The sequence below is a fragment of the Helicobacter sp. genome, assembly GCF_017502485.1.
Lineage (GTDB): Bacteria > Campylobacterota > Campylobacteria > Campylobacterales > Helicobacteraceae > Helicobacter_B.
On record NZ_JAFVUX010000016.1, the window covers coordinates 60,056 to 86,667 of the forward strand.

The window sequence follows — 26,612 nt, forward strand, 5'->3', positions numbered from 1 at the left end:
AACTAAGCAATTTTGTGGTTTAGCATTATATGTAAGGATAAGACATCATGATGACTTTCTGCCTTTGTTATGTGCTTTTTCTCACTCTCCCTAGCATTATCATAGACACATTGCAAATCCGCCACATTAAAGCCTTTGCCAAAAAGCAAGCGGTCATACTCCAGCCTAAAGACTATGCAATCTCTGCAGACTATTCTTTGGCAAACTTGCGCCTATCGATAATTAGTCATATTTTTGAAGCATTTGTTTTTATCGCGTGGGTGAGCTTTGCGCTTGCTAAGTGGCAGGACTTTTTGGCAGAAGAAGCAACACTTGGCTTCATTATATTTGTGCTAGGATTTGTGCTAATTAATGCATTTTTACAGCTCCCATTTAGTGCTTATAAGCAACTGCGACTAGATAAAACCTATGGATTCTCCAATGTAACTTGGCAAATCTTTTTTATCGACACACTAAAAATCTTCGCACTCATTGCGGTGTTTGGATTCTTGGTACTATGGCTACTGCTTGTCATTATGGACTATGCGTATTGGTGGTTAGCTGGATTTAGCGTGGTATTTTTACTTGTGGTGCTAATCAATGCTCTATATCCCACACTAATCGCACCCATTTTTAACACTTTTACCCCTCTTAATAACCAAAATCTCCAAGATAAAATCCAAGATCTTATGAACAAAGCCGGTTTTATGGTAAATGAGATTTTTGTAATAGATGCAAGCAGGAGAGATGGCAGGCTTAATGCATATTTTGGCGGCTTGGGAAGCGCGAAGCGCGTGGTACTCTTTGACACACTTTTGGAGAAGGTAAGCTCTGAAGGCTTGCTTACAATCCTAGCACACGAGCTTGGGCATTTTAAACACAAAGACATTTTGGTAAATCTTTTGCTTTCTGGCATAGTGCTATTTGCACTATTTTTTGTCGCCGGAAATCTCCCAGCAACATTTTTTGCCGCGCTAGGATTAGAAAATAACCACGCCACATCACTTACAATACTCCTACTTATTGCACCCATTGTATCATTCTGGGTGATGCCACTTATTGGCTACTTTAACCGAAAAGCAGAATACCGCGCTGATGCTTATAGCGCGCAGCTCACAAGTGCGCATTGTTTGAGAGAGGCTCTTATCCGCCTTGTCAATGAAAATAAAACTTTTCCATATTCCCACCCTCTTTATGTGTTTTTCCACTATACTCACCCACCGCTTTTAGATCGGCTAAGAGCTCTTGATAAGCTTAAGTAAGCACAATGGGCTTAAGTATAGATGCTGCCCTAAAGTGCGCTATAGCTATCCTAATAGATTGCCACTTCATCACTAGAGCGCGCTTAGAAGCGGAGATTCTGCTAGCCTTCGTGCTAAAAAAAGATCGCGTATGGCTACATACAAACAACAAGCAAAAGCTAGATTCTAGCGTGCAAGGGCAATTTTTCTCTCTCATCACCAAGCGCGTTCAAGGTTGCCCCATAGAGTATCTAACACATAAGGCAAGTTTTTTAGACTTCGAGTTATTTGTAGATTCTAGTGTGCTAATCCCGCGCCCTGAGAGCGAGATCCTTGTGCAAAAGGTATGTGAGATTCTAAGCCATAATCAACGCCCACATTTGATGCTTGTTGAAGTAGGTGTCGGCTCTGGCGCACTCAGTATAGCCTTAGCGCGCTCGCTACCACATATTTCAATCATTGCCACAGATATTAGCCTTGAAGCCCTAAAAACTGCTACGCGCAATATCGAATATTTTGGCTTACAAGAACGCATTACACTAAAGCACACTGCACTTTTTGACACAAATGATAAGGCGGATATGGTTGTTTCTAATCCGCCTTATATCGCTAGTTCATATCCCATAGACAAACCGCTTACTTATGAGCCTAGTAGTGCGCTTTTTGGCGGGATTAGGGGGAGCGAAATACTTGAGTGCCTAATCACCCAATGTAGTGCGCAGAAAGTCCCATACCTTGCGTGTGAAATGGGCTATGATCAAAGGCAGCATCTAGCAAAAGTACTAGAATCTAGCGGCTATAATGCGCAATTTTACAAAGACTTAGCTGGGCTTGATCGTGGGTTTGTCGCTAAGCTTCAAGTCTAATCCACGCATCCACAAACTATGGCTCAAGCTCAAGTGATGGCACAAGCTTAATACGGAATCCATTATCACCCACAAGCTCTACTAACTCATCATCACCTTGCACAATAAATCGCCCATAAAAATTCTTCGCAAAAATTGCTTCGATATTAGATTCTATGGTCGCACACATTTTTCTTGTCGAGTCCCCAACCCCCACTACAAGCACCTTGCCCCCACCTTGCGCCTGATAGGAAGCAAAGAACCTATTACAACCCACAATGCCACTTACCTGCGATCCAGCAAAGCTCAAAAACGCGTTTTCCACTTCATAGGGCACGACGATTTCATACTCACCAAGCCGCATAGATTCTACTTCAAATCGCCCCACCTTAGCGAGTGTATAAGCACTTACACCAAGCAAGTTTTCACCAGCATTTAGCACGCCATACATAAGTCCAAATAGCAGTACTCTAAGCACTCTACTTCTCTCCTTTAATACAATACTAAGCTCTTGCTATCATAGCTATAAATCCCAAACACCACGACATAGACCAATAGGGCAAAGATTAGATTCTCGCGCACTAAGCGTGGGGGCTCTATACACTTAGCGCGATAAAAAGCTAGATCAAATACTGCTAGAGCGAGAAACACCCACACAACCCCCTTGCTATACAACGCAAAAAGTAAGACATAGTTATGGTGGGCAATCATATCTAATGCCCCCAGCATATTGGAGTAGAATCCGGGCATAAGCGAACCATACTCCAAGCTAAGATACGCACAAAGCAAATAAAGTAAATATAGCAGCACATAATGCTGAAAAATCTTTAGCCTATCACTGAGTATAAGCGCGAAAAACAGCACCAAAATGCCTATAAAATTCTCCACATACAACCCAGTAAGCCCAATAAATGGCAGAAAAATCAAGTAAAAATACTGCGACCACCTAGATTCTAGTGAGTGATCAGTAGATGTGGTATCATAATTAGCAATTATCTCTAAAGAACTTGGTAGCATTGCAAAAAGCACTATCACATAGCCAAGAAACAACACAAACATCTTGGCATTATAACTGCTAGAAAACGCGTTAGACAGAATTCGCCTGCAAAAATTCAGCATTGTTATCTAAAGATTACTTCAAGCTCTCATCAATAAGCGCGTATAAGCGGTGGCTAAAGTCCTTAGCATTATCAAGCGTGCCAGATTCTAGGAGCTTGGCACTATCATAGAGTAAATGCGCAATTTCCTTCACCTTAGTAGAATCCGCTTGCAGCAACTTGTTAAAAATATTGTGATTGACATTGATTTGCACGCTTTTTTTGCCCTTTGGTAGCTCTTGCCCCATTTGGCGCATAAGATTTGCCATCATTGCATTATGTTCTTCACCCAAAAGCGCGATAGGGGATGAGAGACTGGCACTTAACTCCACATCATTAATCTCATCGCCCAAAGCATCCTTAAATGCCTGCACAATAGGCTCAAACTTCTTACTAGTGCTTTCATCGATATTTTCTTCGCCAAGCTCTTTTAGCGCCTCTTGACTTGTGGCATCTTTTAGTGGAATCTTGTCGTATTCTCCCACGCTTGGCATTACAAAGCTATCAACCTCATCGCTTAGTAGTAACACTTCAAAACCAAGCTTTGCGTATTTCTCTAATAGTGGCGATGCTTTTAGCAACTCTTTATTCTCGCCGATAATGTAGTAAATACTCTTTTGCTCTTTGGGCATTGCTTGCTTATAAGCCTTTAGGCTGACATTTTCCGCCTTACTAGAATCAAAGCGCAAAAGCTCTAAAATCTTCTCCTTATTTTCATAATCACTATATAGCCCTTCTTTTAGCACTCTACCGAACTGCTCATAAAAGCTCTTATATTTTTCGCCATCTTTGGTGAGTTTTTCTATCTCACTTAAAATTTTCTTGGTAGAAGCAGATTTGATATTAGCTAGAATCTTATTTTGCTGTAAAATCTCACGGCTCACATTAAGGGGCAAATCTTCACTATCAATCACACCACGCACAAAGCGCAAATACTGCGGTAGAAGCTCTTTATCATCATCGGTGATAAACACGCGCTTAACATAGAGCTTCACACCAGAGCGATAATCCACGCGGTAAAGATCAAATGGAGCAACACTTGGGATAAAAAAGAGTGTCGTATACTCCAAATTGCCCTCAACCTTTGTATGCACATAACTTAGTGGTTCGCTATTATCGTGGGCAAAACCTTTGTAAAATTCTTTATAATCCTGCTCTTTTAACTCATTTTTTGGGATTTTCCATAGAGCTTTAGCAGTGTTTAGCTGCTCGCATTTCTGTAGCACTTCATCTTTTTTACCCTCTTTTTTCTCTTCTTCTGTGGCGTATTTTGTTTCTTCATAATGCAGAAAAATAGGGAATCCAATATGATCAGAATATTTTTTGATAATGGATTCTATCTCCCAGCGACTTGCGAAGTGCTTTTCATCATCTTTCAAGTAAAGTGCGATCTGCGTGCCGTGCGACTCTTTCTTACACTTGGTGATTTCATACTCCCCACCGCCATCGCTCACCCAGCTAAAGGCTTGCTCTTGTGTAGCTTTTTTGGTCGTTACTACAACCTTTTGCGCCACCATAAATGCCGAGTAGAATCCCACGCCAAATTGCCCAATAAGCGCGGAGTCTTTTTTCTTATCTCCGCTTAAGGCATTAAGGAAACTTTTTGTACCGGATTTGGCAATTGTACCTAGATTTTCAATAAGTTCCTGCTCGCTCATACCAATACCAGAATCCGCTATTGTTAGCACACCTTTTTTTTCATCATAAGAAATATCAATGCGCGGCTCAAAGGCTATGCTTTTAAACTCATCATTACTAATAGTGAGATAATTTAACTTATCAAGCGCATCAGAGGCGTTGCTAACAAGCTCGCGCAAGAAAATCTCCTTGTTAGAGTAGAGCGAGTGGATCATTAGATCTAGTAGCTGTTTAATTTCTGTTTGGAAGGTCATTTTCTTTCCCATTGTATATCCTTTATAAAAATTTTAGCGATTATAGCAGTAAATTGATAAATATATAGAAACTTTATAGTAATGTTATAAAGTTTAGTCAGTCTAATAGACATAGATTTTATAATAACCTGCGCTAAACATAACCACTTATAACATCTTATGTGTTCTGCTCCACCCCATCGCTTCGCAGAGCTTGGATATACTCTCCATATCGCTTATCAAGGCGTGTTTTTAACTCCTGTATGGATTCTTGTGTTTGTATTGATCCATTATCTTGGCAATCCACATCTGTCGCACGCGCTTGCCTCTCTATAATCTCTATACGCTCTAAAAGATATAAAAACGCCTGCTTATTTATATCAGGGAGTGGGGCATTTGTCCCGCTGCTTTGGGCAAGACAGACAGACTCACTAGTCTGATTAACTTCTAGCTTGGTAGATTCTAGCTTGGGCGTGAGAATGCGCGCTGGTATGCCTACTGCTGTACATTCTCTTGGCACATCTTTGATGACAACAGAATTTGCACCAATTTTGGCATTCGTGCCAATGGTAATATTGCCTAAGATTTTTGCCCCAGCTCCCACAACTACACCAGATTCTAGTGTGGGGTGACGTTTCTCCTGTGCTAGGCTCACCCCCCCTAGACTCACGCCCTGATAGATTGTTACATCATCGCCGATGATTGCTGTCTCACCGATGACTACACCTATGCCATGGTCGATAAATACACGCCGTCCAATTTGCGCCGCTGGATGGATGTCGATGTTTGTTATAAACTGCACAAAGCCCATAATAATCCGCGCCAACACCTTAAACTCTCGCTTATATAAGCTATGTGCCAGCCGATAATGTGCTAACGCTATCACACCCGGATAGTTAAAAAACAGCTCGATTTTAGATTTTAGCGCAGGGTCTTTGCGCGCGGGTGTGGAGAAATCCTCTCGCAAAAGTGCAAAAAGGCTCATTGAATGCATAGCTATCCTTTGGGCTATTGCGAATCTTTGGTAATCGTACGCAAATAGCCATTTTCACTAAGCATTACATAGAGCATACCTAACACTTCCTTTTTGTCCTCATCACTAATGCCAGAATCATCAATGCGCTGCTTCAAAATCCGCTCAATTTCCTTGGTATCATAGTCTAAATCATCTAACACATCAAGGATGTTTTGTGCTTCTAGGAGATTTTCTATTGCGTAACCTTTATTTAAATCATCATCAAATACCACGCTAAACTCTGTGGGGTGGGTGAAGAGATTATGTCGCATACCTAGTACTTCTTGATATGCTCCCACTAAGAAAAATCCTAGGAAATACTCTTCTTCCATCACATCAACATCGTGGAGATATAAAGGCTTTTTAGCATTAAAGGCTATCTCGCCATCGCTATCGCAAGTAATATCCCAGAGACTTGCGCTGCGCGTGGGACGACAATTAAGCCTGTCTATGGGCATTACGGGGAAGTTTTGCCCAAGTCCCCAATAATCTGGCAAACTCTGGAAAAAGCTACAATTTAGCAAATATCGCTCTTGAACTTGCTCTTGGATTCTAATAATGTCGTTATGGTTTTTGTGTTTTAAGAGTTTGATGACTTTTTTGATGATTAAATGCACAAGGATTTCCGTGTTTGAACGATCAGTTAGATCGATATAGCCCAAATCAAAGAGTGTTAAAAGTGATTCCATATGATCTAGGCTATCATGCAAGTATTCAATGGCATTTTTTTCACTCACACTTTGATAAAGATCAAGCATTTCAGCAATTAGTGGAGGGTTGCTTTCCTTCAAACGCAGGGCTTTTTCATCATACTCTTGACTAAAAAGCTCTAGCACAGGCGCGACTAAAACAGCGTGGTTTGCCGAAACAAATCGCCCAGATTCTATAAAAATATCTGGCTCTTTTTCTTGCTTATTGCGCACAATTTCTTTAAGCGAGAATACCACATCGCCACTAAACTCGCTTAGCGTGTAGTTGCGATTATTTTCACCCTCGTGCTGGGTATATTCTACTGCTAGCCCACCACCAATATTGACACAAGTTAGATTTTTTGCCCCCATTTTGCGTAGCTCTGCGTAAATATTACCCACTTCTCGCAAGGCTTTTTTAAGTGGAGAAATATCGCTAATTTGACTACCTATGTGGAAGTGGATCATCGTAAATTGCGTTAGGAGCTTAGAGTCTTCAAGACGACGGATCGCTTCTAAAAGCTCAGTAGAAGTAAGTCCAAATTTTGCATTAATCCCACCTGATTTTCCCCACACGCCTGTACCTGTGCTATGTAGCCTAATACGCAAACCGATATTAGGATAGGGAGCACCAAGCTCCTTTGCTACTTCGATGATAGATTCTAGCTCATTGAGTCCCTCGATGGTTAAAGTAATATCGTGTCCCATTTTTGCTGCGATAAATCCTAGAGAAATCATCTCTTTATCTTTAAAACCATTAACCGTTATGGGAGCATTTTCATTGGTATAAGCCATAGCAACAATAAGCTCAGATTTGCTACCTGCCTCTAACCCATAGCACAACCCCTGCACACAATCCATAAGGGGGAGCACAAAATTTGGCATTTGATTAACCTTGAGGGGAAAAACAGCCTTAAAAGCACCTGTGTAGTGATATTCATCAATGGCAGTTTCAAACGCGCTAAAAAGCTGGCGCACTTGCTTATGGATTAAATGCGGAAAGCGCACAAGCAAGGGTCCTTTATAGCCTTTTTCTCTAATATCTTGCACAATCTCAAGCAAGGAGGGCTTATGTTGATAATTAACCTTGACAAGCCCATCTTCGATAATAAAATCATCGTTTGACCAATACTTGATCCCATAATCCACCATAGCGCACTCCTTTAGATTCTAGGGCTTTTAAGCATAGTGGCATTATACAATGTTTTATGCTTTGTGCGTGCTGCAAGCTACTTATCAGTATTAGCCATCTAATTGCTCTAAATCTAGCCAAGTCATACCACTTTGCCCTATGCGATAGAGAGCAAAATCATAGCGGATAGGGTCGTGCGCACAAAATCGTTTAAGACTAGCACTCACTTCTAGCACAGCTTTTCTATCATAGCTTTTGCGCTGCAAGAGCGTGAGCGCGCGGCTTATGCGCAAGGTGTGGGTATCAAGCGGGAGGAGCAAATCACTAGGAGATACAAGATCCTGCCATAGCCCTAGATCAATGTGGTCTTTACGCGTAAGCCAGCGCAAAAACATATTCCACCGCTTTAGCGGTGAGCTAGGCGACACACCTACAAGGAAGCTAAAGCCTTGGGAAAACTGCTTGCTAGCCAAGAAGTTAGCACGATAATCGTGGCTAAAAAATGGCGCGTATAAAGGGCTCGCTAGAATTCTACTTGCGTGAGAGCAAATGGCTTGGCTTATAGCACTAATGACAGCAAGCGGGGGTGCTTTGCGTGAAAAGCTAGATTCTAGTCCGCCTTGAGCGATAATACACGCTAGGCTTGCAAAGAGTAGTTTCACATCATCGCTAGTTTGGAAGCGGTAATAGGGGAAGGTGGTGTGCAAGATTCTTTCTAGTCTAAAGGATTCGGCTTTGCGCGATAAATGCGGGAGCGACGAAAAATCGCGGCAGTCATTACCATCTAGGTAGCTCCCTTGCGATTTTTCTTGCAACCCACATTTCTCATCGCAAATCCTAGAATCCCGCTCTTGCTTATTTATGGCTTGGGCTTGCTTACTAGAATCTACTTTCATACTAGATTCTAGCTTATTTGTATGGATTGCTTCGGCGATTGTATCGCCTCGCAATGACGGGGAAAGGCTAGAATCTAAGTTTTTGGATTCTAGCTCTGTCTGCTCGCGGCAGGATTTTTCACACTCGATGCAATTTGCTTCTTCAAGGATTCTAGGGGTTGCGGTGGGGCTGTGGGAGCTTTGCACTTTGTGGTAAAGGTTAGCGACCTTGGTGGTCGTGCCTTTGCCACAAAGTGCAACACTGCCGCATCGCTCACCCAAGACCGAATCCCCACCAAGCAAGCTAAAATCTAGCTTCCGTAAAAACCCCACAATAGCCCCCACATTCCCATAGGCAAAAAGTGCGCAAACAAGCGCGATAGCAGGGAGATTTGCGCGATGGGAATTTTCATAGACGACAAGTAGAGGGTCTAAGTTTTGCTCACTAATTGCCCCCACGCGATTATGCGCATAGTAGGCAGAATCTAGCAACTCCTGCAAACTAGCGTGATTCATCATATCCTCGCATATGTTGCATACAGCAAGTCCCTACTCCAATCAATCACTCCACCTACACCAAAGACACTAAAACCCATCACCACAATATCACACACCAAGCACACGCAAATTGCGTAAAATATGCCTGCACGCCAATGACGACAATTAGGCTATCCCAAGCAGCACGCCTTGCAAAAAGACATTCATCAATATCCATATCCTTATGAAAGTAGTGTATGCGCAAGATTTGCAATGGCAAAAGTGGATTCTAGCCTAAAATACACTATAATCCAAGCTTCATAGATTCTAGTTAAAGGGTACAAATGCGTAGAATACTGCTGATTGCGTGGGCGTGGCAAGTATGCACACTACTTATGCAAGCAGATTCTAGCCCTACTAGCGATAGCCTTGCCAAAGATAAGCTTGCTAAAGATAATTTGCCCACCAATACAAGCCCCACATACCAACTAAAGCAAGATAATCTCCCAGAATCGCTTCAAAACAATCTCTTGCTCCAAGCCCCAGCAGAGAAAAACGCCCCCATAAATCCAAAGACCAAATATATCCAGCTAGCAAATAACCTCCCTGTTTACATTCTCCCAGCCTATTACAGCTTCACACCGCCCTACTCTAGAAACGACATTCCTGTAGAAATGAAGTTCCAAGTGAGCTTTCGCGTGGTGTTTTTGGAGCAACTTGTGTGCAAATATTGCAACTTCGACTTTGCTTATACGCAGACACATTGGTTTCAAATCTACAACACAAAAGACTCCAAACCTATGCGCGATATAAACTTTAACCCTAGCTTTATGTTCAACTACTATAGGCAGCTACCTTTCCTGCGGGGCTATATCACAGGCATAAGCATAGGCTATACACACTTGAGCAATGGCGAGCGCAAGGATAATCTTGTCGTAGGAGAAGCAGATATTCGCAACCAAGGCTTAAGCAAAGATGATCCAAACTGGTTTCGACGATCAAAGTCTATCGATCGCTTTATCACCCAAATTGATTGGCAAAAAGGGCGATTTGAGCTATCTCTTCGGGCGTGGATACCAATAGGTAGGCATGTTATCAGCGACAAAGGCGATAATAACAATCTCACTTCCTACATCGGCTTTGGAGATATAGTATTTTCATACGAATACAAGAGACATTTGTTTGAACTTTATGTCAATAATATTTTAAATAACTACTTTAACAAGGACTATTGGGACTGGAAGGGACGCGTACAGCTTGGCTATACTTATCGCTTAAGCAAGCGCGTAGGCGTATATTTTCAGATGATCCACGGCTTTGGCGATAGCTTATATGAGTTTAATTATCCGCTCACACGCGCAGGATCAGGACTAAGGCTAAATTTTTAAGCTAGATTCTAGGTAACAAATGGCAAGTAAAAGTGGTGAGCGAGGCATTAATGTTGAAATATTTTGCGAGAGTGGCAAGAAAATAGGCTTAGGGCATTTGTATCGCTGCATAAAGCTTGCTAGAATCTGTGCGCAAGTGCAAGCGATTTCCACAATCACGCTCCACAATCGTGGCGACTTTATCCCAGAGCTTAGCAAGATCCTACCCAATGATCTACAAGCTAGAATCCACTATAACGCACACGAGTGGTTCTCTAGCAATGCACACAAAAGCAGTAAGAGTAGCAATACCCCTGTGCTTGCTATAATCGATAGTTATCTTGCCAGTATGGCATTGTACGCGCATATACAGGAGTGCAGCGACGCGCTAATCTGCCTAGATGATACCCTGCGCGATATTTACCCAGCACAAAGCTATATCCTAAACCCTAGCCCAGAGTCTTGTGCGTATTTTGCTACAAAGCCTTATCACCTTTGGTGTGGGGAGCAATATGCCATTATGCCTCAGGTGCGCGAAAGAGAATTATCACATAGAGTTTCTAGCCTACAGACAAGCTTGCAAGCAAAACATATCCTTGTAAGTTTTGGTGGGGTAGATTCTAAGAATCTCACACAAGCATTACTACAAGAACTCCACGCCTACCTAGAATCTAGCCCTTATACTTTATATTTTCACATCGTGCTAGGCGGAGGCTATACACACAAGCTTTACTCACCACTTTTGCAAGCACATAACAAGCACCATAGACACATCGCCATCTACCGCAATCTTAGCCCAGATATATTTCTCTCCCTAGCACAGGCGTGTGATTATGCCATTAGTGCAGGTGGTGGAAGTATGCTAGAGCTACTTGGGCTAAAAATCCCAAGCATTATCCTAGAATCCGCCTCCAACCAGCGCACCCAAATTGCGCACTTTAAAGAAATTGGCGCGATTAAGCAAGCAAAAGGCATACAAAACTCCCTAAACATTCTCACAAGTCTCTTAGAAAATGCAAGCCAAACACAAGCTATCCAAATCGTGCTTGAGAGTCTGCAGTTAGGCGATGCGCTAGAAGCAGCTCTACGAGATTTGGCAGAATCGTTACTATTTTCTACACTAAAACCCCTTGCGCCTATATGATCCCGCGCATAACGCGCACAAATCTACCCAACACATCTCACACGATCCACCGCCCTACCCAGCGCACCCCAACCAAACACCAAAGTAAAAAATCATTTACCTAGCGTAAAAAATAATGTAATATATTCACATATCTATATGAAAGGACACACAATGGGAACAATCACTTTTACCAACAACGAGACCAATCAAAGCTGGGATTTTGATCTCATAGAATGTACAAGAGGTCCAAAAGCGGTGAATTTTTCTAAACTTTTTGAGACAACGGGGATTTTCGCCTACGATCCAGGCTATGGCAGTACCGCAGGTTGTGAATCTACTATTAGCTATGTCAATGGTAAAGATGGCGAGTTACTCTACAAGGGTATCCCCATCCAAGATCTAATCGACAAATACAAATTTACTGACATTTGTAAGTTGCTTATTAGCGATGAGCTACCCAAAAATGAGCAAGAATCGCTAGATTTTGACTTAGAGTTGCGCCATAGAAGCTTTTTACACGAGCGACTAAAGGGTATCTTTAGCATATTTCCAGACTCTGCGCACCCTATGGCAACACTCTCCGCGCTTGTCTCTGTGCTAGCCACGCTCTACTATGATCATAAGGAAATGGACGATGAAGATGACTACCAGACAATGGCACGCAGAATCATCGCCAAAACCCCCACAATGATAGCCTTTTGCTATCGCAACTCAGTGGGCGCACCATTTATCGAGCCAGATGTCAATAAAAGCTATGTAGAAAACTTCTTATATATGCTCCGTGCCTATCCACACGGTAGGCTTAAACATACACTAAAAGGCGAGCAAGAAATCACTCCTCTTGAAGTAGAAGCGCTGGATAAAATCCTAAGTCTCCACGCAGACCACGGACAAAATGCTTCCACTACAACTGTGCGTAATGTTGCTTCCACAGGCGTGCATCCTTACGCAGCTATCGCCTCTGGTATCAACGCACTATGGGGTCCAGCACACGGAGGCGCAAATGAAGCGGTCTTGCGCCAGCTCAATGAGATTGGCGATGTAAAAAATGTCGCGCAGTTTGTAGAGAAAGCAAAAGACAAAAACGATCCATTTAGACTTATGGGATTTGGACATAGAGTGTATAAAAGCTATGACCCACGCGCTAAAGCAATCAAGACTCTCAAAAACGAGCTTGACAAAAAGGGGATCAAAATGGACCACCGCCTAAGCGACATTGCAGAAAAGCTTGAAGAAGTAGCCTTGCAAGATGATTACTTCAAAGCGCGCAATCTTTATCCTAATGTAGATTTCTACAGTGGTATTATCCTAAGCGCGCTTAAAATCCCCACAAAGCTTTTCACGCCAATTTTCGTGCTAGGAAGGATGCCGGGCTGGTGTGCGCAGCTTATAGAGCACTCCAAAAATACACGCGCTAGGATCACTCGCCCAAGACAAGTATATCTAGGTAAGTAAACCTTATAGCTAGTGGTACCTAAAGCCACTAGCTCAAATTATCGCATACATACAAGCCCATAAACTGCACAATAACCAAAAACCGACAGAGATAGAATCCAAAGTATTTAAAGAAGATAAGTCGCTAGAGCATAGCCCTAGCAAGTAGCACAGAACCTAAGCCTTTTTCTCGCTAACGATTTCTACGATATTATCGCCTACCATTACAGCAATTTTCTCCATAAACTCCGCTGGACTTGTAAAGCCTACACAAGAGCAGTTGATCTCACCTAGGACATACTTGTCCTTGCCATTTACATCAGTATCTAAGATAAAATCTGCCGTCCAAATCAATGGAAGATCATAGTTGCCAAGCTTAGTGCGGATCTCTGGGAGCTGCACTAAAAACCAATCAATTAGCGATTGCCAGTCTTTAGGCTCATCGTAGCGATATTTCGCGCCACTAAAGAGAGTCGCAGAGAAAGCATCGCCACCTTCAGCAGGCTTTTTATGCACGACATACACGGGTGTTTTATAGAGCATTAGGATTCTAATTTCGCCCTCTTTGATACGCGGCAAGAAAGTCATATCTACAAGCATTCCATTATCACCGATGATATATTGCTCGCAGAAGTCCATAAACTCTCCAAGCTTTCTTGTCTCTGTGTGATTATCTTTAGCCTCTGTACAGATGATTGTAGTATCAAGTGGGAGAGATTCTACCTTGCCATAATCGCTTGTAGATTCTAGGCGCACACGCCAAATCCCCTCTCCTGTGGAGCCACGATTTTGCTTCAAAACTCGCTCACCTTTTGCTAGGCTTTTTGGAAAAGTCTTTTTGAAAGTCTCAACATCATAGTAGGCATAAGTATCATCTGGCACAAGATCTGTAGAAGCTAGCTTTGTGAGCGCATCTTTAGCACCATAGCCGACCATCGCATCTGGGTGAGACATACCTACAAGCCCATCATTACAAAGCTTCCGTAGCACATCAAAGTATAGCTTCTCTTCTTTCAAATTCCCCGGATTGACGCGCGATACATAGCCATCTGCACTATCTCTAACGCGTTCATAGATTTTATTACGCTCGCTCTCATTGCGCAAAATATCATCGGTGAAAAACACCACTTCTGCACTCCAGCCTTGAGCCTTTAGGGCATTGACCATTGGCATCGTGTCTTTTCTGTATCCATCGGGACCTTTGTCGCTACCACCTTTTGCCTCAAAAAACACAATGTTCTTTTTCATTGACAACTCCTTAAATGATTAAAAATGGATTCTAGGATACCACAAATACACCATAAAGTAAAATATCTCCTAGAGTCTAGTCTAAAATCTAAAATACAATTTGTAGATTCTGCATATCTTTGTATTCTTTACTTACATCACTAAAGCGTTGATGAAAATGCTTATAGTGGTTAGCTAGCTCCGTGGCTAGCTCTTGGAATCTTGGGCGTGGAAGCTCGCTTGCCGCATCAAGGCATACATTTGTGAAATGCTGGTCATCTGGATCGTGTAAGGCAGCCTTAAAACGCTCGAAGTAGTGGTTTGCTAAGGCTTTTTGCGCAATTTCTTCTTGCTCCTTTTCTTCTAGCTCTTGCAAAGTTTCTTGTAGCTCTTTAATGGACATACTCAGCAATGCACCTTTGCTATACGCAGCTGTTAGGGCTAGAATACCTTGGATAATTGAGAGCTTTTCTGGGCTATGATCATAAAAGCTCTTATAGTTAGATTCTAACTCATCTGGCATATACTCTTGGATCATTGAGAGCTTGATATGAGCAATGTCACAAATCTCATCGATATAGGCTTGATCCTTGGACTTTTGGTAAATGTCCCTTAGCATAGGCAAATCGTCTTTATGCGCTAGATAATACTCCATAAGCGTATCGCGCTCTTCTTCAGGGAGCAAGCCTAGATTGTCCTTTAGCTCAAGAAGCCAAATTTCTTGGAGCTCGCGGATTTTTATACGCACCATTTTTTCCACCTTGGCAAGCTTCACTCCGGGCAGGGCAGAGAGTAGGATATTGGCTAGCTCACGCACAGAGTAGAGATCAATATAGTTATCTATCTCTTCATAGACCTTAGTAATATCTTGCCCAATTAGTGCTATGGTCTCTGGCATAATCATCGTGCTCTTCTTGCGTAGATTCTCGTGCTCCTCGCTTGTCTCTAGCACATCTTGAGCATGCAAGATGAAGTCTCTTGTAGTATCTTGGTAAAGCTTTAATATACGCTCATCGCTCATCGCTACAAGCTCTTCTTGGGTATAACCTTTGTTTTTAAGATATTGCAACATTAGCGCCACATCAAACTGCGCATACATTCTAGCTTCCACCTTTTTACGATATTTTTATGAAAAATACTATATTATCACATTTGCCTACAAAATAGCGTTGCAAGCTTATTTCTAAGGATCACTATGCTACAAAAACCTGCCCCCATAACACTGCAAGTAGAATCTACAAAGATTCTAGATTCTACCGCTTATATCCGCCCGCGTCGCTTGCGCTATAAGCCTGCTATGCGCGCACTTGTACGACAAACACGCTTGCACAAAAGCGACTTTCTTTTGCCTCTTTTTGTCTGCGAAGGAGAGAATATTAAGCGTGAGATTAGCTCTATGCCCGGTGTGTATCAAATGAGTATTGATACACTTGTGCAAGAGTGCGATGAGGTAGCCAAGCTTGGGATTTTGGGCGTGGTGCTCTTTGGCATCCCTAACGAAAAAGATCCGCAAGGTAGCCATGCATTACAGCCAAATAGCATTGTCTGTCGCGCCATTGCCGCTATCAAAAATGCCTGTCCAGAGCTGCTTGTAGTGGTGGATTTATGCTTTTGTGAGTACACAAGCCACGGGCATTGTGGCACCCTTAATGAAAAGCTAGGTAGCGTGGATAATGATGCAACCTTGCAGATTCTAGCTAAACAAGCAGTTATCCTAGCCCAAGCAGGCGCAGATATGATCGCACCTAGCGCTTCTATGGATATGATGGTGCGCACTTTACGCGTAGCACTAGATTCTAGTGGGTTTGCACATATCCCAATTATGAGCTACTCGACCAAGTTTGCTAGCGCGTATTATGGACCATTTCGCGATGTGGCAGAATCTGCTCCAAGCTTTGGTGATCGCAAAAGCTATCAGCAAGATATAGCCAATAGCAGAGAAGCACTGCTTGAGAGCCTGCTAGATGCGCAAGAAGGCGCAGATATTTTAATGGTCAAGCCCGCGCTAGCGTTTTTGGATATCGTGCGCGATATAGCGCAATCCACTTTAATCCCCCTTGCCATTTATAATGTCAGCGGAGAATATGCGATGTTAAAGCTTGCGCAACAAGCTGGGATTATTGATTATAAGCGTGTGCTAGAAGAAAATCTCCTAAGCTTCAAGCGCGCAGGGGGGGATATTATCATAAGCTACCACGCTAAAGAAGCGATCACCCTAGGCTTATGCGACTGAATATCTTTATTGCACATAATAGCGCGCGATCACGCAGAGAAGCAGACGCCCTAATCATCCAAGGGCGCGTGCGTATAAATCGCCAAGTAGCACAGCTTGGGGCAGTGCTAGGCGAAGGCGATAGAGTCTTTATCGATGGCAAGCAACTAAAGCCTAAAAAGGAAGATGACTACACTTTCATCATCTATCATAAACCCAAAGGCGAGCTAGTAAGCAAGTACGATGATCGTCAAAGACGCACGATTTATGATAGCCTAGAATCTAAATTTCGCGCATTTATCCCTGTGGGGCGATTAGATTTTGCAAGTGAGGGACTGCTGATCATAGGGGATTCTAAGAGCATTGCTAGCACGCTTATGCATAGCAATTTAGAGCGAGAATATATCATTAAAATCGATAAACCCATAACTCAAGCAATGCTAGAAGCTATGGAAAATGGCTTACACGCTAGCAACGCCAAGCGTGGTGGGCATAAGCATAGCCAGATTGTGGAGATGGAGTTCGCGCCATTTGTATCGTGGCAGATTATCAAAAGCACGCAGCGATTTTCAAAGCTTAAGGTAGTGATCCAAGAAGGGCGCAACAGAGAGCTTCGGCGATTTTTTGGCTACTTTAAGGCAGGCGTGCTAGATTTACGCCGCGTGCGCTATGGCTTTACTAGCCTTAACGCCCTACCCGTAGGCAAATGGCGGTATTTTAGTAAAGAAGAGTATAGGAATTTGCGCAAGTTTTTACAAGAAGCACACAATCGCTAGTGACAAGTGCGTGGGCTTTATGGTTTTTTTAATTTTTTGGTGTTAGAATCTCGCCCTAATTTCCACAAAGGATCTACACAATGAAAAAAGGCATACACCCAGAATATATCCCTTGTAAAGTAACTTGTGTAACAAGCGGTAAGGAAATCGAAGTCCTTAGCACAAAAAAAGAACTTCGCATTGATATTTCAAGCTTTTGTCATCCATTTTACACAGGAAGCGATAAAATCGCTGATGCGACAGGAAGAGTTGAAAAATTCCGCCAAAAATATAATCTAAAATAGCCAGTGCTGTTACTTGTCCCCACTCCCATAGGGAATCTTGGTGACATTACCATAAGAAGTCTGCTAGCACTTGCTAGCGCAGAGATCGTGCTATGTGAAGACACAAGAGTAGCTAAAAGGCTTTATCATTTGCTTAATGATCGTTTTGCTCTGCTACTTCCACTCCTAAGCGGTCGTACAGATACTACACTGGATTCTACAAAGAGACAATTTATTCCCTTACACTCTCATAATCAAGCGCAGTTTATTGCCACACTTGATCCGGAATTTTTCTGTGATGCAGTGGTATATATAAGCGATGCTGGAATGCCTAGTATCTGCGACCCAGGAGCAGAGCTTGTGCGTTACTGCTTAGAGCATAGACTCCCCTATGATGTGCTGCCTGGGGCTTGCGCGCTTGTAACAGGCTTTGCACATAGTGGGATTAGCTCACAAGAATTTGTCTTTGGTGGATTTCTTGCGCATAAAAAGCAGGATAAAAAACAACAGATTCTGCGCCTACTAGAATCTGGTGCGCCAATCATCTTCTATGAGAGTCCGCATAGAGTGCTAGAATCTGTGCGAGATATTGCAGAGTTTATGCCTAATGCGTTTATGGTCGCCATTAAGGAGATAAGCAAACTCCACCAATCACGCATACAAGGCACACCACAAGAAGTGTTACAAGCTTTGGAGCACACTAATATACAAGGTGAGTGGATTCTAATCCTGCAAGCTAACGCTCTACCTAGAATCTCCCTTTATGAAAGTGATGTGCTATCCTTACCCCTAGCACCAAAGCATAAAGCCAAGCTACTATCGCGCTTAAATGGCATAGATACTAAAACGCTCTATGAGCAAATAATACGCGATCAAGGTGGGTGATGATTATCTATGGCAAGCAAATCATACTCTATGCATTAGAGCATCATAGTGATAAAATCTGTGAGCTTTATCTCGCCAAAGATATAGAGCCAAAGCTTTTTGTCAAGATGAAGTCCTGCCACAAGCCCATATTGCGCTTAGATAACAAAAAAGCTCAAGCCCTAGCCCGCGGTGGCAATCATCAAGGCATATTAGCGCGTATCACTCCGCTAGAATCTACACCGATTGCTTCTATCAAGCAGCACCACAAAATCCTTGTGCTATGTGGGATTAGCGATATGGGCAATATTGGTGGGATTTTCCGTAGTGCCTATGCGCTAGGGGTTCAAGCGATCATCATCGCGCAAATCAAATCTCCAAAAATCGAGCAAATCCTGCGCGCTTCATCTGGTGCAGCGTTTGCCTTGCCATTTTGCGTGGTGGCAAACACACTTGATTGTATCAATGAGTTAAAAATGGCTGGATTCTCTCTGTATGGAGCGGATATGAGTGGGGAGAATGTCGCTCACTTTACTCCTACGCAAAAGTGGGCACTATTCCTAGGCGATGAATCGCAAGGATTGTATGATAAAATTGCCAAAAAACTCGATAGAATGCTATCTATACAAATGCATAATGGCTTTGACTCACTTAATGTAAGCGTGGCTGCTGGCATTATGATGGCGTATTTAGATTCTAATAAAGGCTAGAATATGGAAGAAAACTTAGAGAAACTTCGCAAAATAGGCGTAAAAGAAATCGCCAAGCAGACCAAAATCTCTACTTCAAGAATTCAAGGCATTCTCGATAAGCAGTTTGAACATACTCAAAGAGTCCATTTGGTTGGATTTTTGCAAATACTAGAGCGAGAATATAAGCTTGATTTATCTTCGGTATTAAAAGCATATGACGAGTATCACAGCGCTCATATTGCCACTGAAGAGCCTATGGAAAAAAGTGTGCAAGTGCAGGACTTAAGCCTAGATACACAAAAGCAACGCTACGATGCTATTGATGAGCGCAAGAAGCAAGCAAGCTCCAAGCAGAAATTCTATCTCACGCTTGTAAGTGTGGCTATTGTTATATTTACCTATCTTATCTACCAAAATATCGCAAGCAAATACAAAAACCAGCCAAACACCGCCACGGGGACGGAGACAAGCACGCAAGAAAATGCGCTAGAATCCACACAAGCTAGCGATGAGTTAGACACAGAATCTACAGACATCTCTGTATCCCAAGAGCCATATCAAGAGGAAGAGTACGCAGAAGATCGAAGCACCCAAGATGACACATCAACTCAAGGAGCCTCACTAACCCCACCCCAGCTCTCCATACAAGAAGAACCAGAATCTACGCATACACAAGCCACCCGAACCCAAAGCAACGCAATGGTACTAAATACCGATATAGACTTGTGGTTTGATATTGTTGATCTTGATACAAATCGTCGCAAATATCAAGGCGTAACAAGCAACACCTATACTATAAAAACCGACAACCACCGCTGGCTACTTGCTTTTGGACATAGTAACTTTACACTTACAATGAACGGCAAGCCATTTGCTTTCACCAAGAGCAACTATCCACTCTATTTCATCTATGAGCCAGACAATGGATTCCGCAAGATTGATCCCCAAACCTACAAACGCCTAGCTGAACAGGTGCGATAATGAGTGCTATGCGCAAGCTCGTAGCTACTCTTTTGTGCCTTATCAGCTATACTAGCACAATATCTGCCGATGCGCTTGATGACAAAATCCAAGAACTTATTGGCACAGCAACCTACTCGCAAAACAAAAACTTCATTGATATAATATTTGCCAATAAAACTAGGTTCTACTTAGAAAATGGCAAGCTAAATATTAGCAACATCGTTTATGAGCTCAAAAATAACGGCTTGTTAATGCTAAAATTTCCAAAGCCTATGGAGTTGCTAATTTCCTTTGAGTCAAAGACTTCTCTCATCGCCCTAAGCTACACGCTAAACGGCTTGCTTTCTTCTATGGGGTATTCGTATTTTATGGTTTCGCAAGCCAGTAGGGTGCAAGGTGTCTCAAATATAGCATTTTCTTTGGTTACAGAGCACGCACTTGATCCAATCATTTTATATAGAGAGTTACAAAAGCGTGGATTCTACTTACAAAATATCTCACGCAAAGACATAAACCAATGGAGCTACACAATCCAAGCCCAAAGCGTGCAAATCTTCAATGCCAAGCCACTAAGCCCAAACACGCCACTAATTTTGCGAGAAGTAAGCGGGCAGTATTGGCTTAGTATAGCTCAATCAGGATCATTGCAAATCACTGCAAATCCAAAATGGACCCCTAGAATCATCTGCTATGATAAAAACCTAGAAATTACGCAAATAATCATTGATAAAAATCAACGATCTTCACTCTCGATACGACCGGATTCTTCAACTGCGTTTATAATGATAACCGATGCGCAAAATCCAGATGTAATCAAACAAATTGAAGTAAGACTAGGAGCATAATTAGTTACATTAGAAAGGAAAAGCTATGTTCGATGAAATAACTTTCGACAAAATTAAGCGACTGCCAAAGTATGTGTTTGCCTCGATTAATGAAATCAAGCTCTCTATGCGTCAAAATGGTGAAGATGTGATCGACTTTTCTATGGGCAATCCAGATGGACCTACCCCAGAGCATATTGTCAATAAGCTTTGTGAGGCTGCTAAGAAACCCAAAAATCACGGCTACTCTGTAAGCAGAGGCATCTTTAAGCTTCGCTTGGCAATTTGCGATTGGTATAAGCGCAAGTATGGTGTAGATCTTAATCCAAATACGCAAGCTTGCGTAACTATGGGGAGCAAGGAAGGCTATGTGCATCTCGTGCAAGCAATCACCAATCCAGGTGATACTGCCGTAGTTCCAGATCCAGCCTATCCTATCCATTACTACGCTTTTATCCTTAGTGGGGCAAATGTCGCTAGATTCCCCTTGGAGTGGAATGAAAATAGTGAGCTTTGCTATGAAAGATTTTTTGATAATCTTACGCGCGTTTTGAGAGAATCTATCCCAAAACCTAAGTTTGTTGTGGTAAATTTTCCACATAATCCTACAGCCGTGGTCGTGCATAAAGATTTTTATGAGCGGTTAGTGGCTATGGCAAAACAGGAGAGATTTTATATTATCAGCGATATTGCCTATGCGGATTTAAGCTTTGATACTTACAAGACTCCATCCATCTTTGAAGTTGATGGGGCTGTTGATGTGGCTGTGGAGACTTACACCCTAAGCAAGAGTTACAATATGGCTGGCTGGCGCGTAGGCTTTGTCGTGGGGAACAATAAAATGATCGATGCTTTACAAAAGATAAAAAGCTGGCTTGACTATGGGATTTATACTCCTATGCAAGTAGCTGCGACAATCGCGCTAAACTCTTCACAAAAATGTGTCCAAGATATTACAAATACCTACAAAAAGCGTATGGATATTCTTGTACAGACATTTTGTGAAGCTGGCTGGGAGATCCAGCCAAGTCGCGCAAGTATGTTTGTGTGGGCGCGCTTACCCAAGCAATGCGAACATTTAGGAAGTATGGAGTTTTCTAAAAGGCTTTTGCAAGAAGCGAAAATCGCCGTGAGCCCGGGGGTAGGTTTTGGTGAAAATGGTGAAGGGTATGTGCGCATAGCTCTTATAGAAAATGAGAAGAGGATCCGCCAAGCAGCCAAGAATCTCAAGGTGTTTTTGAAACAATTTTAATGCAATAATCAAGGGCTTTTATGCTATGATGGCCCAAAAATTTCACAAGGGACTCGTATGTCGAATCTATCTCAAGTCGATCAGGTTACCAATCTTCATAAAAACAATGAGCTTCAGCTGCTGTGTTTTCGCCTTGAAAAAGGTAGGGATCTCTATGCGGTCAATGTTTTTAAAATCCGTGAAGTTGTGAAATATCGAGGGGTGATAACAATTGTAAGCCACGAGCCAAGCTCCCTTGTAGAAGGACTTATCACAATCCGTGAGCTTACTATCCCACTCATTGATATGCGTAAATGGTTTTTCTATGATAGCACAAACAAAACAAAAGATCTTCGCCCCTATAAAATCCAGCAAGATGGTAGCGATGATATTGTGATGATTTGTGAGTTTTCCCGCTGGACAATCGGAGTGCGAGTGTATGAAGCAGATAGAATCCTAAGTAAGAAATGGACAGAAATTGAGCAGAGCACTGGGGCAGTTGGGGGGAACCCAACCAGCAAACTAGTAAGTCGCACTCGCTATTTTGATGGGCGCTTGGTGCAAGTTGTTGATATAGAAAAAATGCTTGTTGATGTCTTCCCTTGGATAGAGAAGGAAAAAGAAGAAGACTTGCAAAAAGTCTCCCGTATCTATACAAATAAGGAAGTATTGCTTGCCGATGATAGTCCAAGCGTGTTAAAAACAATGCGCATTATTCTTGACCGTATCGGTGTAACACACCACGATTTCTTAAATGGTAAAAAACTCTTGGATCATCTTTTTGCCCCTACAACAAATGTCAATAACATAGGACTTATTATCACAGACTTGGAAATGCCAGAGGCAAGTGGCTTTGAGGTCATCAAGCAAGTCAAGGCAGACTCCCAGACAGCGCATATCCCAATTGTCGTCAATTCATCAATGAGTGGTAGCAGCAATGAAGAAATGGCAATGTCTCTTAAGGCGAATGACTTCATCTCTAAGTCTAATCCTCTTGATGTAGAGCGTGTTATCAAAAACTTTATGATTAAATAATGCAACATTTCAATTATTTTTCTATCCCCTCGCCCTGCTATGTCTTAGAATCTAGTAAGCTAGATTCTAATCTCGCCACACTTGAAAAAGTCCAAAAAGAAAGCGGTACAAAGATTCTACTTGCACTCAAAGGCTATGCCTTTTGGCGCAGATTCCACAATGTCCGCCAAACTTTAAGTGGCAGTGCCGCAAGTGGAATCTATGAAGCGAGACTTGGGTTTGAAGAAATCGGTGGTAGAGAGAGCCAAAAAGAAGTGTGCGTTTTCTCCCCTGCATTCAAACCTAAGGAAATAGCCGCCTTACTTCCCATAGCTACGCATATTATCTTTAACTCTTTTGCACAATACCAAACATTTAAGCCAACAATCCAAGAGAAAAACAAGCAACTCCAGTCATTAGGACTAACACCCATTTCAATGGGGCTTCGAATCAATCCACTTTATAGTGAAGTAACCCCGCCTATCTATAATCCCTGCGCACCCAAAAGCAGACTTGGCATCGTGCCAGAAGCATTTGCAAAAGGCGTAGAATCTTACGGACTTGCTGACATTGATGGCTTGCATTTTCATACACATTGCGAGCAAGACTCTTACGCCCTAGAGCGCACACTCACACATATACAAAAACATTTTGGCGCATATATCCCGCAAATGCGATGGATCAATTTTGGTGGCGGACATCACATTACACGAGCGGACTATGACACAAATCATCTCATCGCACTCTTAAATGATTTTCGTCAAAAACATCATCAAATCGAGGTCTTTTTAGAGCCGGGAGAAGCGATTGGGTGGCAATGTGGATTCTTACTTGCAGAAGTAGTGGATATCGTGCAAAATGATGGTTCCATTGCGATTTTAGATGTAAGCGCATCTGCGCATATGCCTGATTGCCTAGAGATGCCCTACCGCCCACAATGTGCCAAAATCAGCAAAGACAATGGCGAGCTTGAGGGAGATCTAGGCGAGACCCAAGGTGCATATCATTATAGATTTGGTGGTCCTACTTGTTTATCTGGCGATATAATTGGTGATTTTAGCTTCAATACACCCTTGCATCTCGGTGATAGAATCCTGTTTTTTGATATGTTGCATTACACCATTGTGAAAAACACCACCTTTAATGGTGTGCCACTCCCTAGTCTTGGTGTCATAGAAAATGGAGGCTTCACACTACTAAAGTCCTTTACTTATACTGACTACAAAGAACGCAACTAATGGAGGTAAGCAATGAAACTTTATAGTATCGCTATTATCGGTGCAACCGGCGCAGTAGGTGAAGAAATTATCAATATACTAGAGGAAGAGCAATTCCCCATAGCATCGATCCTACCACTTGCTAGTGCCAATAGTTTGGGTAAGGTTGTGGAGATTTCTGGCAAAGAGGTCCCTGTATTAGCCACTAGTGATGAAGTCTTTACACAGCACAAAATCGATATAGCATTTTTCTCCGCTGGTGGAAGTGTAAGTGAGCGGTTTGCTCGTGTAGCGGCAGATTCTGGTGCGCTTGTGATTGATAATACAAGCTTTTTCCGTATGTGTGATGATGTGCCCTTGGTTGTCCCAGAAGTTAATCCCAGCGATATTACACACGCTCCGCGCAATATCATCGCTAATCCCAATTGCTCAACAATCCAAATGGTGCAAGTGCTAGCACCTTTGCATAAAGCATTTGGCATAGAAAGAGTAGATGTAAGCACTTATCAAGCAGCAAGTGGGGCAGGTAAGCGAGGTATGGAAGAGCTAATTGTGCAAATGCAAAAGTTCTTCTCTTTTGAGCTAGAATCCTGTGTACCAGAAGTCTTCGCTCATCGCCTAGCCCTTAATGCAATCCCCCATATTGATGTGTTTTTGGATAATGATTACACAAAAGAAGAGATGAAGATGATTAAAGAAACACATAAGATTATGCACGCGGACTTTCCTATTAGTGCGACTTGTGTGCGTGTGCCTGTTTTGCGTAGTCATAGTGAGTCTATCACCATACGATTTACGCAAAAGGTCGATGTCAAGCAAGCAAGGGAGATTTTAGAGTCTGCGCCAAATATTGTTGTGCTAGATGATCCTAGTGCGCATTCCTACCCTATGCCCTCCATTGCCACAGATACCAACCACACCTATGTCGGTAGAATCCGTAAAGACAATTTCGATGATACTATCTTGCATTTATGGTGTGTAGCCGATCAAATCCGTGTAGGTGCTGCCACCAATGCTGTGCGTATCGCACAAAAATGGATTGAGCTAACACAAAACTCTTAAGTCAAGTATTAGAATCTGCCTGCTACAATCGCGTCCATGGGGTCGATTTGGCTTCGACAAGATTCGTATCCCTTGAGTGCATGTCGGCTCGGTAAGCCGTAAAACTGCCATACAAATAAACGCAAACAATGCAAACTTCGCTCCAGCTTACGCAAAAGCAGCATAAGCCTAACTAATTCCGGAGCCGATTGCTTAAGCGAGACTAGCGCGCTTATGTGATCGTTACTTATGCTAGTTGCCCCTAGATTCTGCTCAATATCTAGGGAAAGATGAGAGCTTTTTGCGCAAGTAAAGTTTAAGGTCTTTTTGCGTAAGAATCTAAAACCTTAGCCATTTAAGCATGTCGAGTCTCTTGTTGGTCGCGTATTTTGGACTGGGGTTCAACTCCCCACGACTCCACCATTTTCACTTCTCCGCAAATATCCATAGCCTCTTTAGGATCTAAGTTAAATTATTTGCAATAAGGATTTTGCTAATTGTCTATTATCGATCACGCGACGCAAATTGGCATAAGCCTATTAGAATCTAGCCTAGATTCTAGGTAGAAGGTAGCTAGTAGAATCTAACTACTGGGTATATTGATACGATAGACCTTGTTACGGATTTTGCTAAGTAGTCCTACTTCCATAAGCTGGTGGAATGTCTTTACAATCGTGGGCTTACTTACATTAAGCTGCTCGATAATATCCTCATAAGAGCCATAAAACATATTATCCTTATCACAATGCGTGAAAAGAAATTGGATAATCTCAATCTTTTTACCACCCACAAATGTCGCAATCGCTCCAAGCAAGAGATTTTTATCGTGGATTTCTTGCGCCTGTAGGCGAGGTAAAATCGCCTTGCGCAGCGTAGAGAGTAGTTCCTTTACATCAATGGGCTTTAAGATATAGCCATCTACTTGCAAGCTTATAGCATCAAGCAAATAGCCCACTTCTGTATGAGCAGTAGCGATGATAATGGGACACTTCGCATTGTGCGAGCCTTGTCGCACGAGTCTCGCAAACTCTATGCCACTCATTTTTGGCATAAGAATATCAGTCAAAATAATATCAATATTGTGAGTGTTAAATATTTCTAAAGCCTGTGTGCCATTTTTAGCAAGTAGCACCCTGCCCA

Annotated in this window: 26 protein-coding genes, 1 other RNA gene and 1 pseudogene; 17 read left to right on the forward strand and 11 right to left on the reverse strand. The window is 42.4% G+C overall.

Going from position 1 to position 26,612, the window contains the following annotated elements; translation table 11 throughout:
• Positions 1-47: 47 nt before the first annotated feature.
• Positions 48-1,241 carry a M48 family metallopeptidase gene (locus IKB69_RS03380; protein ID WP_290946100.1) on the forward strand — a complete coding sequence of 398 codons (1,194 nt, stop codon included), beginning with the start codon at positions 48-50 and terminating at the stop codon, positions 1,239-1,241.
• 5 nt (positions 1,242-1,246) lie between these two features.
• A complete protein-coding gene (gene prmC, locus IKB69_RS03385; RefSeq protein WP_290946102.1) occupies positions 1,247-2,086 on the forward strand; it encodes a peptide chain release factor N(5)-glutamine methyltransferase in 840 nt (279 codons plus the stop codon).
• Positions 2,087-2,102: 16 nt separating this feature from the next.
• On the opposite strand, the gene IKB69_RS03390 is transcribed toward prmC, so the two are convergent.
• The 8 genes and pseudogenes from IKB69_RS03390 to IKB69_RS03420 form a co-directional block, all read right to left on the reverse strand.
• On the reverse strand, positions 2,103-2,543 hold the full coding sequence (locus IKB69_RS03390; RefSeq protein ID WP_290946104.1) for an META domain-containing protein: 441 nt from the start codon (positions 2,541-2,543) through the stop codon (positions 2,103-2,105).
• Positions 2,544-2,557: 14 nt separating this feature from the next.
• Positions 2,558-3,184 carry a hypothetical protein gene (locus IKB69_RS03395; RefSeq protein ID WP_290946106.1) on the reverse strand — a complete coding sequence of 209 codons (627 nt, stop codon included), beginning with the start codon at positions 3,182-3,184 and terminating at the stop codon, positions 2,558-2,560.
• 13 nt (positions 3,185-3,197) lie between these two features.
• Entirely contained in the window at positions 3,198-5,066 is a 1,869-nt protein-coding gene (gene htpG, locus IKB69_RS03400; protein ID WP_290946108.1) for a molecular chaperone HtpG, read from the reverse strand.
• A gap of 145 nt (positions 5,067-5,211) precedes the next feature.
• Positions 5,212-6,018 carry a serine O-acetyltransferase gene (gene cysE / locus IKB69_RS03405; protein ID WP_290946158.1) on the reverse strand — a complete coding sequence of 269 codons (807 nt, stop codon included), beginning with the start codon at positions 6,016-6,018 and terminating at the stop codon, positions 5,212-5,214.
• Positions 6,019-6,041: 23 nt separating this feature from the next.
• Positions 6,042-7,889: an arginine decarboxylase gene (speA, locus tag IKB69_RS03410; protein WP_290946110.1), complete on the reverse strand. Its 1,848-nt coding sequence runs from the start codon at positions 7,887-7,889 to the stop codon at positions 6,042-6,044.
• A gap of 90 nt (positions 7,890-7,979) precedes the next feature.
• Entirely contained in the window at positions 7,980-8,765 is a 786-nt protein-coding gene (locus IKB69_RS09140) for a TIGR02757 family protein (protein WP_363240170.1), read from the reverse strand.
• Positions 8,766-9,041: 276 nt separating this feature from the next.
• Positions 9,042-9,236, reverse strand: a pseudogene (locus tag IKB69_RS09145) (DUF2400 family protein); the annotation flags it as partial.
• A 103-nt stretch (positions 9,237-9,339) separates the two neighbouring features.
• A complete protein-coding gene (locus IKB69_RS03420; RefSeq protein WP_290946114.1) occupies positions 9,340-9,501 on the reverse strand; it encodes a hypothetical protein in 162 nt (53 codons plus the stop codon).
• A 64-nt stretch (positions 9,502-9,565) separates the two neighbouring features.
• On the opposite strand from IKB69_RS03420, the gene IKB69_RS03425 reads away from it, so the two are divergent.
• From IKB69_RS03425 to IKB69_RS03435, 3 genes are all read left to right on the forward strand, one after another.
• Positions 9,566-10,609, forward strand: coding sequence for a phospholipase A (locus IKB69_RS03425; protein WP_290946116.1), 1,044 nt, complete (start codon positions 9,566-9,568; stop codon positions 10,607-10,609).
• 19 nt (positions 10,610-10,628) lie between these two features.
• Positions 10,629-11,732: a hypothetical protein gene (locus IKB69_RS03430; protein WP_290946118.1), complete on the forward strand. Its 1,104-nt coding sequence runs from the start codon at positions 10,629-10,631 to the stop codon at positions 11,730-11,732.
• 153 nt (positions 11,733-11,885) lie between these two features.
• Entirely contained in the window at positions 11,886-13,169 is a 1,284-nt protein-coding gene (locus IKB69_RS03435) for a citrate synthase (protein WP_290946120.1), read from the forward strand.
• 156 nt (positions 13,170-13,325) lie between these two features.
• On the opposite strand, the gene IKB69_RS03440 is transcribed toward IKB69_RS03435, so the two are convergent.
• Entirely contained in the window at positions 13,326-14,396 is a 1,071-nt protein-coding gene (locus tag IKB69_RS03440) for a Cj0069 family protein (RefSeq protein WP_290946122.1), read from the reverse strand.
• Positions 14,397-14,484: 88 nt separating this feature from the next.
• Entirely contained in the window at positions 14,485-15,474 is a 990-nt protein-coding gene (locus tag IKB69_RS03445) for a hypothetical protein (RefSeq protein WP_290946124.1), read from the reverse strand.
• Between the two features lie 96 nt (positions 15,475-15,570).
• Here IKB69_RS03445 and hemB point away from each other — a divergent pair, with 96 nt between their 5' ends.
• From hemB to ssrA, 12 genes are all read left to right on the forward strand, one after another.
• Positions 15,571-16,608 carry a porphobilinogen synthase gene (gene hemB / locus IKB69_RS03450; RefSeq protein WP_290946126.1) on the forward strand — a complete coding sequence of 346 codons (1,038 nt, stop codon included), beginning with the start codon at positions 15,571-15,573 and terminating at the stop codon, positions 16,606-16,608.
• Positions 16,599-17,363: a pseudouridine synthase gene (locus IKB69_RS03455; protein WP_290946128.1), complete on the forward strand. Its 765-nt coding sequence runs from the start codon at positions 16,599-16,601 to the stop codon at positions 17,361-17,363. The genes hemB and IKB69_RS03455 overlap by 10 nt, the downstream gene beginning before the upstream one ends.
• An 80-nt stretch (positions 17,364-17,443) precedes the next feature.
• The gene (gene rpmE, locus IKB69_RS03460; RefSeq protein ID WP_023928957.1) at positions 17,444-17,647 is read left to right on the forward strand and encodes a 50S ribosomal protein L31; all 204 of its coding nucleotides are present in this window, start codon (positions 17,444-17,446) and stop codon (positions 17,645-17,647) included.
• Between the two features lie 3 nt (positions 17,648-17,650).
• Positions 17,651-18,511 carry a 16S rRNA (cytidine(1402)-2'-O)-methyltransferase gene (gene rsmI / locus IKB69_RS03465; RefSeq protein WP_290946133.1) on the forward strand — a complete coding sequence of 287 codons (861 nt, stop codon included), beginning with the start codon at positions 17,651-17,653 and terminating at the stop codon, positions 18,509-18,511.
• A complete protein-coding gene (gene rlmB / locus IKB69_RS03470) occupies positions 18,511-19,200 on the forward strand; it encodes a 23S rRNA (guanosine(2251)-2'-O)-methyltransferase RlmB (RefSeq protein ID WP_290946135.1) in 690 nt (229 codons plus the stop codon). Before rsmI ends, rlmB begins: the two co-directional genes overlap by 1 nt.
• 3 nt (positions 19,201-19,203) lie before the next feature.
• Entirely contained in the window at positions 19,204-20,163 is a 960-nt protein-coding gene (locus tag IKB69_RS03475) for a hypothetical protein (RefSeq protein ID WP_290946137.1), read from the forward strand.
• Positions 20,163-20,990, forward strand: coding sequence for a hypothetical protein (locus tag IKB69_RS03480; protein ID WP_290946139.1), 828 nt, complete (start codon positions 20,163-20,165; stop codon positions 20,988-20,990). The genes IKB69_RS03475 and IKB69_RS03480 overlap by 1 nt, the downstream gene beginning before the upstream one ends.
• Positions 20,991-21,015: 25 nt before the next feature.
• Positions 21,016-22,221 (forward strand): LL-diaminopimelate aminotransferase, encoded by a 1,206-nt coding sequence (locus tag IKB69_RS03485; RefSeq protein ID WP_290946141.1) that lies wholly within the window; start codon positions 21,016-21,018, stop codon positions 22,219-22,221.
• Between the two features lie 57 nt (positions 22,222-22,278).
• Positions 22,279-23,235: a chemotaxis protein gene (locus IKB69_RS03490; RefSeq protein WP_290946143.1), complete on the forward strand. Its 957-nt coding sequence runs from the start codon at positions 22,279-22,281 to the stop codon at positions 23,233-23,235.
• Entirely contained in the window at positions 23,235-24,452 is a 1,218-nt protein-coding gene (nspC, locus tag IKB69_RS03495) for a carboxynorspermidine decarboxylase (protein WP_290946145.1), read from the forward strand. Before IKB69_RS03490 ends, nspC begins: the two co-directional genes overlap by 1 nt.
• 12 nt (positions 24,453-24,464) lie before the next feature.
• Positions 24,465-25,493, forward strand: a complete 1,029-nt coding sequence (locus IKB69_RS03500; RefSeq protein ID WP_290946147.1) for an aspartate-semialdehyde dehydrogenase — start codon at positions 24,465-24,467, stop codon at positions 25,491-25,493.
• 38 nt (positions 25,494-25,531) lie between these two features.
• Positions 25,532-25,895, forward strand: a transfer-messenger RNA (tmRNA) gene (gene ssrA, locus IKB69_RS03505).
• A gap of 160 nt (positions 25,896-26,055) precedes the next feature.
• On the opposite strand, the gene IKB69_RS03510 is transcribed toward ssrA, so the two are convergent.
• A partial coding sequence (locus IKB69_RS03510; protein ID WP_290946150.1) for a response regulator occupies positions 26,056-26,612 on the reverse strand: 557 nt, incomplete at its 5' end.

Bases quoted from the DNA above. Each gene is read 5' to 3' on its own strand.
- rlmB (WP_290946135.1), top strand. From the start codon at position 18,511: ATGATTATCTATGGCAAGCAAATCATACTCTATGCATTAGAGCATCAT.
- htpG (WP_290946108.1), bottom strand. From the start codon at position 5,066: ATGGGAAAGAAAATGACCTTCCAAACAGAAATTAAACAGCTACTAGAT.
- IKB69_RS03480 (WP_290946139.1), top strand. From the start codon at position 20,163: ATGAGTGCTATGCGCAAGCTCGTAGCTACTCTTTTGTGCCTTATCAGC.
- nspC (WP_290946145.1), top strand. From the start codon at position 23,235: ATGCAACATTTCAATTATTTTTCTATCCCCTCGCCCTGCTATGTCTTA.
- prmC (WP_290946102.1), top strand. From the start codon at position 1,247: ATGGGCTTAAGTATAGATGCTGCCCTAAAGTGCGCTATAGCTATCCTA.
- IKB69_RS03490 (WP_290946143.1), top strand. From the start codon at position 22,279: ATGTCGAATCTATCTCAAGTCGATCAGGTTACCAATCTTCATAAAAAC.
- IKB69_RS03485 (WP_290946141.1), top strand. From the start codon at position 21,016: ATGTTCGATGAAATAACTTTCGACAAAATTAAGCGACTGCCAAAGTAT.
- IKB69_RS03440 (WP_290946122.1), bottom strand. From the start codon at position 14,396: ATGAAAAAGAACATTGTGTTTTTTGAGGCAAAAGGTGGTAGCGACAAA.
- cysE (WP_290946158.1), bottom strand. From the start codon at position 6,018: ATGAGCCTTTTTGCACTTTTGCGAGAGGATTTCTCCACACCCGCGCGC.
- IKB69_RS03500 (WP_290946147.1), top strand. From the start codon at position 24,465: ATGAAACTTTATAGTATCGCTATTATCGGTGCAACCGGCGCAGTAGGT.
- IKB69_RS03395 (WP_290946106.1), bottom strand. From the start codon at position 3,184: ATGCTGAATTTTTGCAGGCGAATTCTGTCTAACGCGTTTTCTAGCAGT.
- IKB69_RS03380 (WP_290946100.1), top strand. From the start codon at position 48: ATGATGACTTTCTGCCTTTGTTATGTGCTTTTTCTCACTCTCCCTAGC.
- IKB69_RS03435 (WP_290946120.1), top strand. From the start codon at position 11,886: ATGGGAACAATCACTTTTACCAACAACGAGACCAATCAAAGCTGGGAT.
- hemB (WP_290946126.1), top strand. From the start codon at position 15,571: ATGCTACAAAAACCTGCCCCCATAACACTGCAAGTAGAATCTACAAAG.
- IKB69_RS03430 (WP_290946118.1), top strand. From the start codon at position 10,629: ATGGCAAGTAAAAGTGGTGAGCGAGGCATTAATGTTGAAATATTTTGC.
- IKB69_RS03425 (WP_290946116.1), top strand. From the start codon at position 9,566: ATGCGTAGAATACTGCTGATTGCGTGGGCGTGGCAAGTATGCACACTA.
- rpmE (WP_023928957.1), top strand. From the start codon at position 17,444: ATGAAAAAAGGCATACACCCAGAATATATCCCTTGTAAAGTAACTTGT.
- IKB69_RS03475 (WP_290946137.1), top strand. From the start codon at position 19,204: ATGGAAGAAAACTTAGAGAAACTTCGCAAAATAGGCGTAAAAGAAATC.
- IKB69_RS03455 (WP_290946128.1), top strand. From the start codon at position 16,599: ATGCGACTGAATATCTTTATTGCACATAATAGCGCGCGATCACGCAGA.
- IKB69_RS03445 (WP_290946124.1), bottom strand. From the start codon at position 15,474: ATGTATGCGCAGTTTGATGTGGCGCTAATGTTGCAATATCTTAAAAAC.
- IKB69_RS09140 (WP_363240170.1), bottom strand. From the start codon at position 8,765: ATGAAAGTAGATTCTAGTAAGCAAGCCCAAGCCATAAATAAGCAAGAG.
- speA (WP_290946110.1), bottom strand. From the start codon at position 7,889: ATGGTGGATTATGGGATCAAGTATTGGTCAAACGATGATTTTATTATC.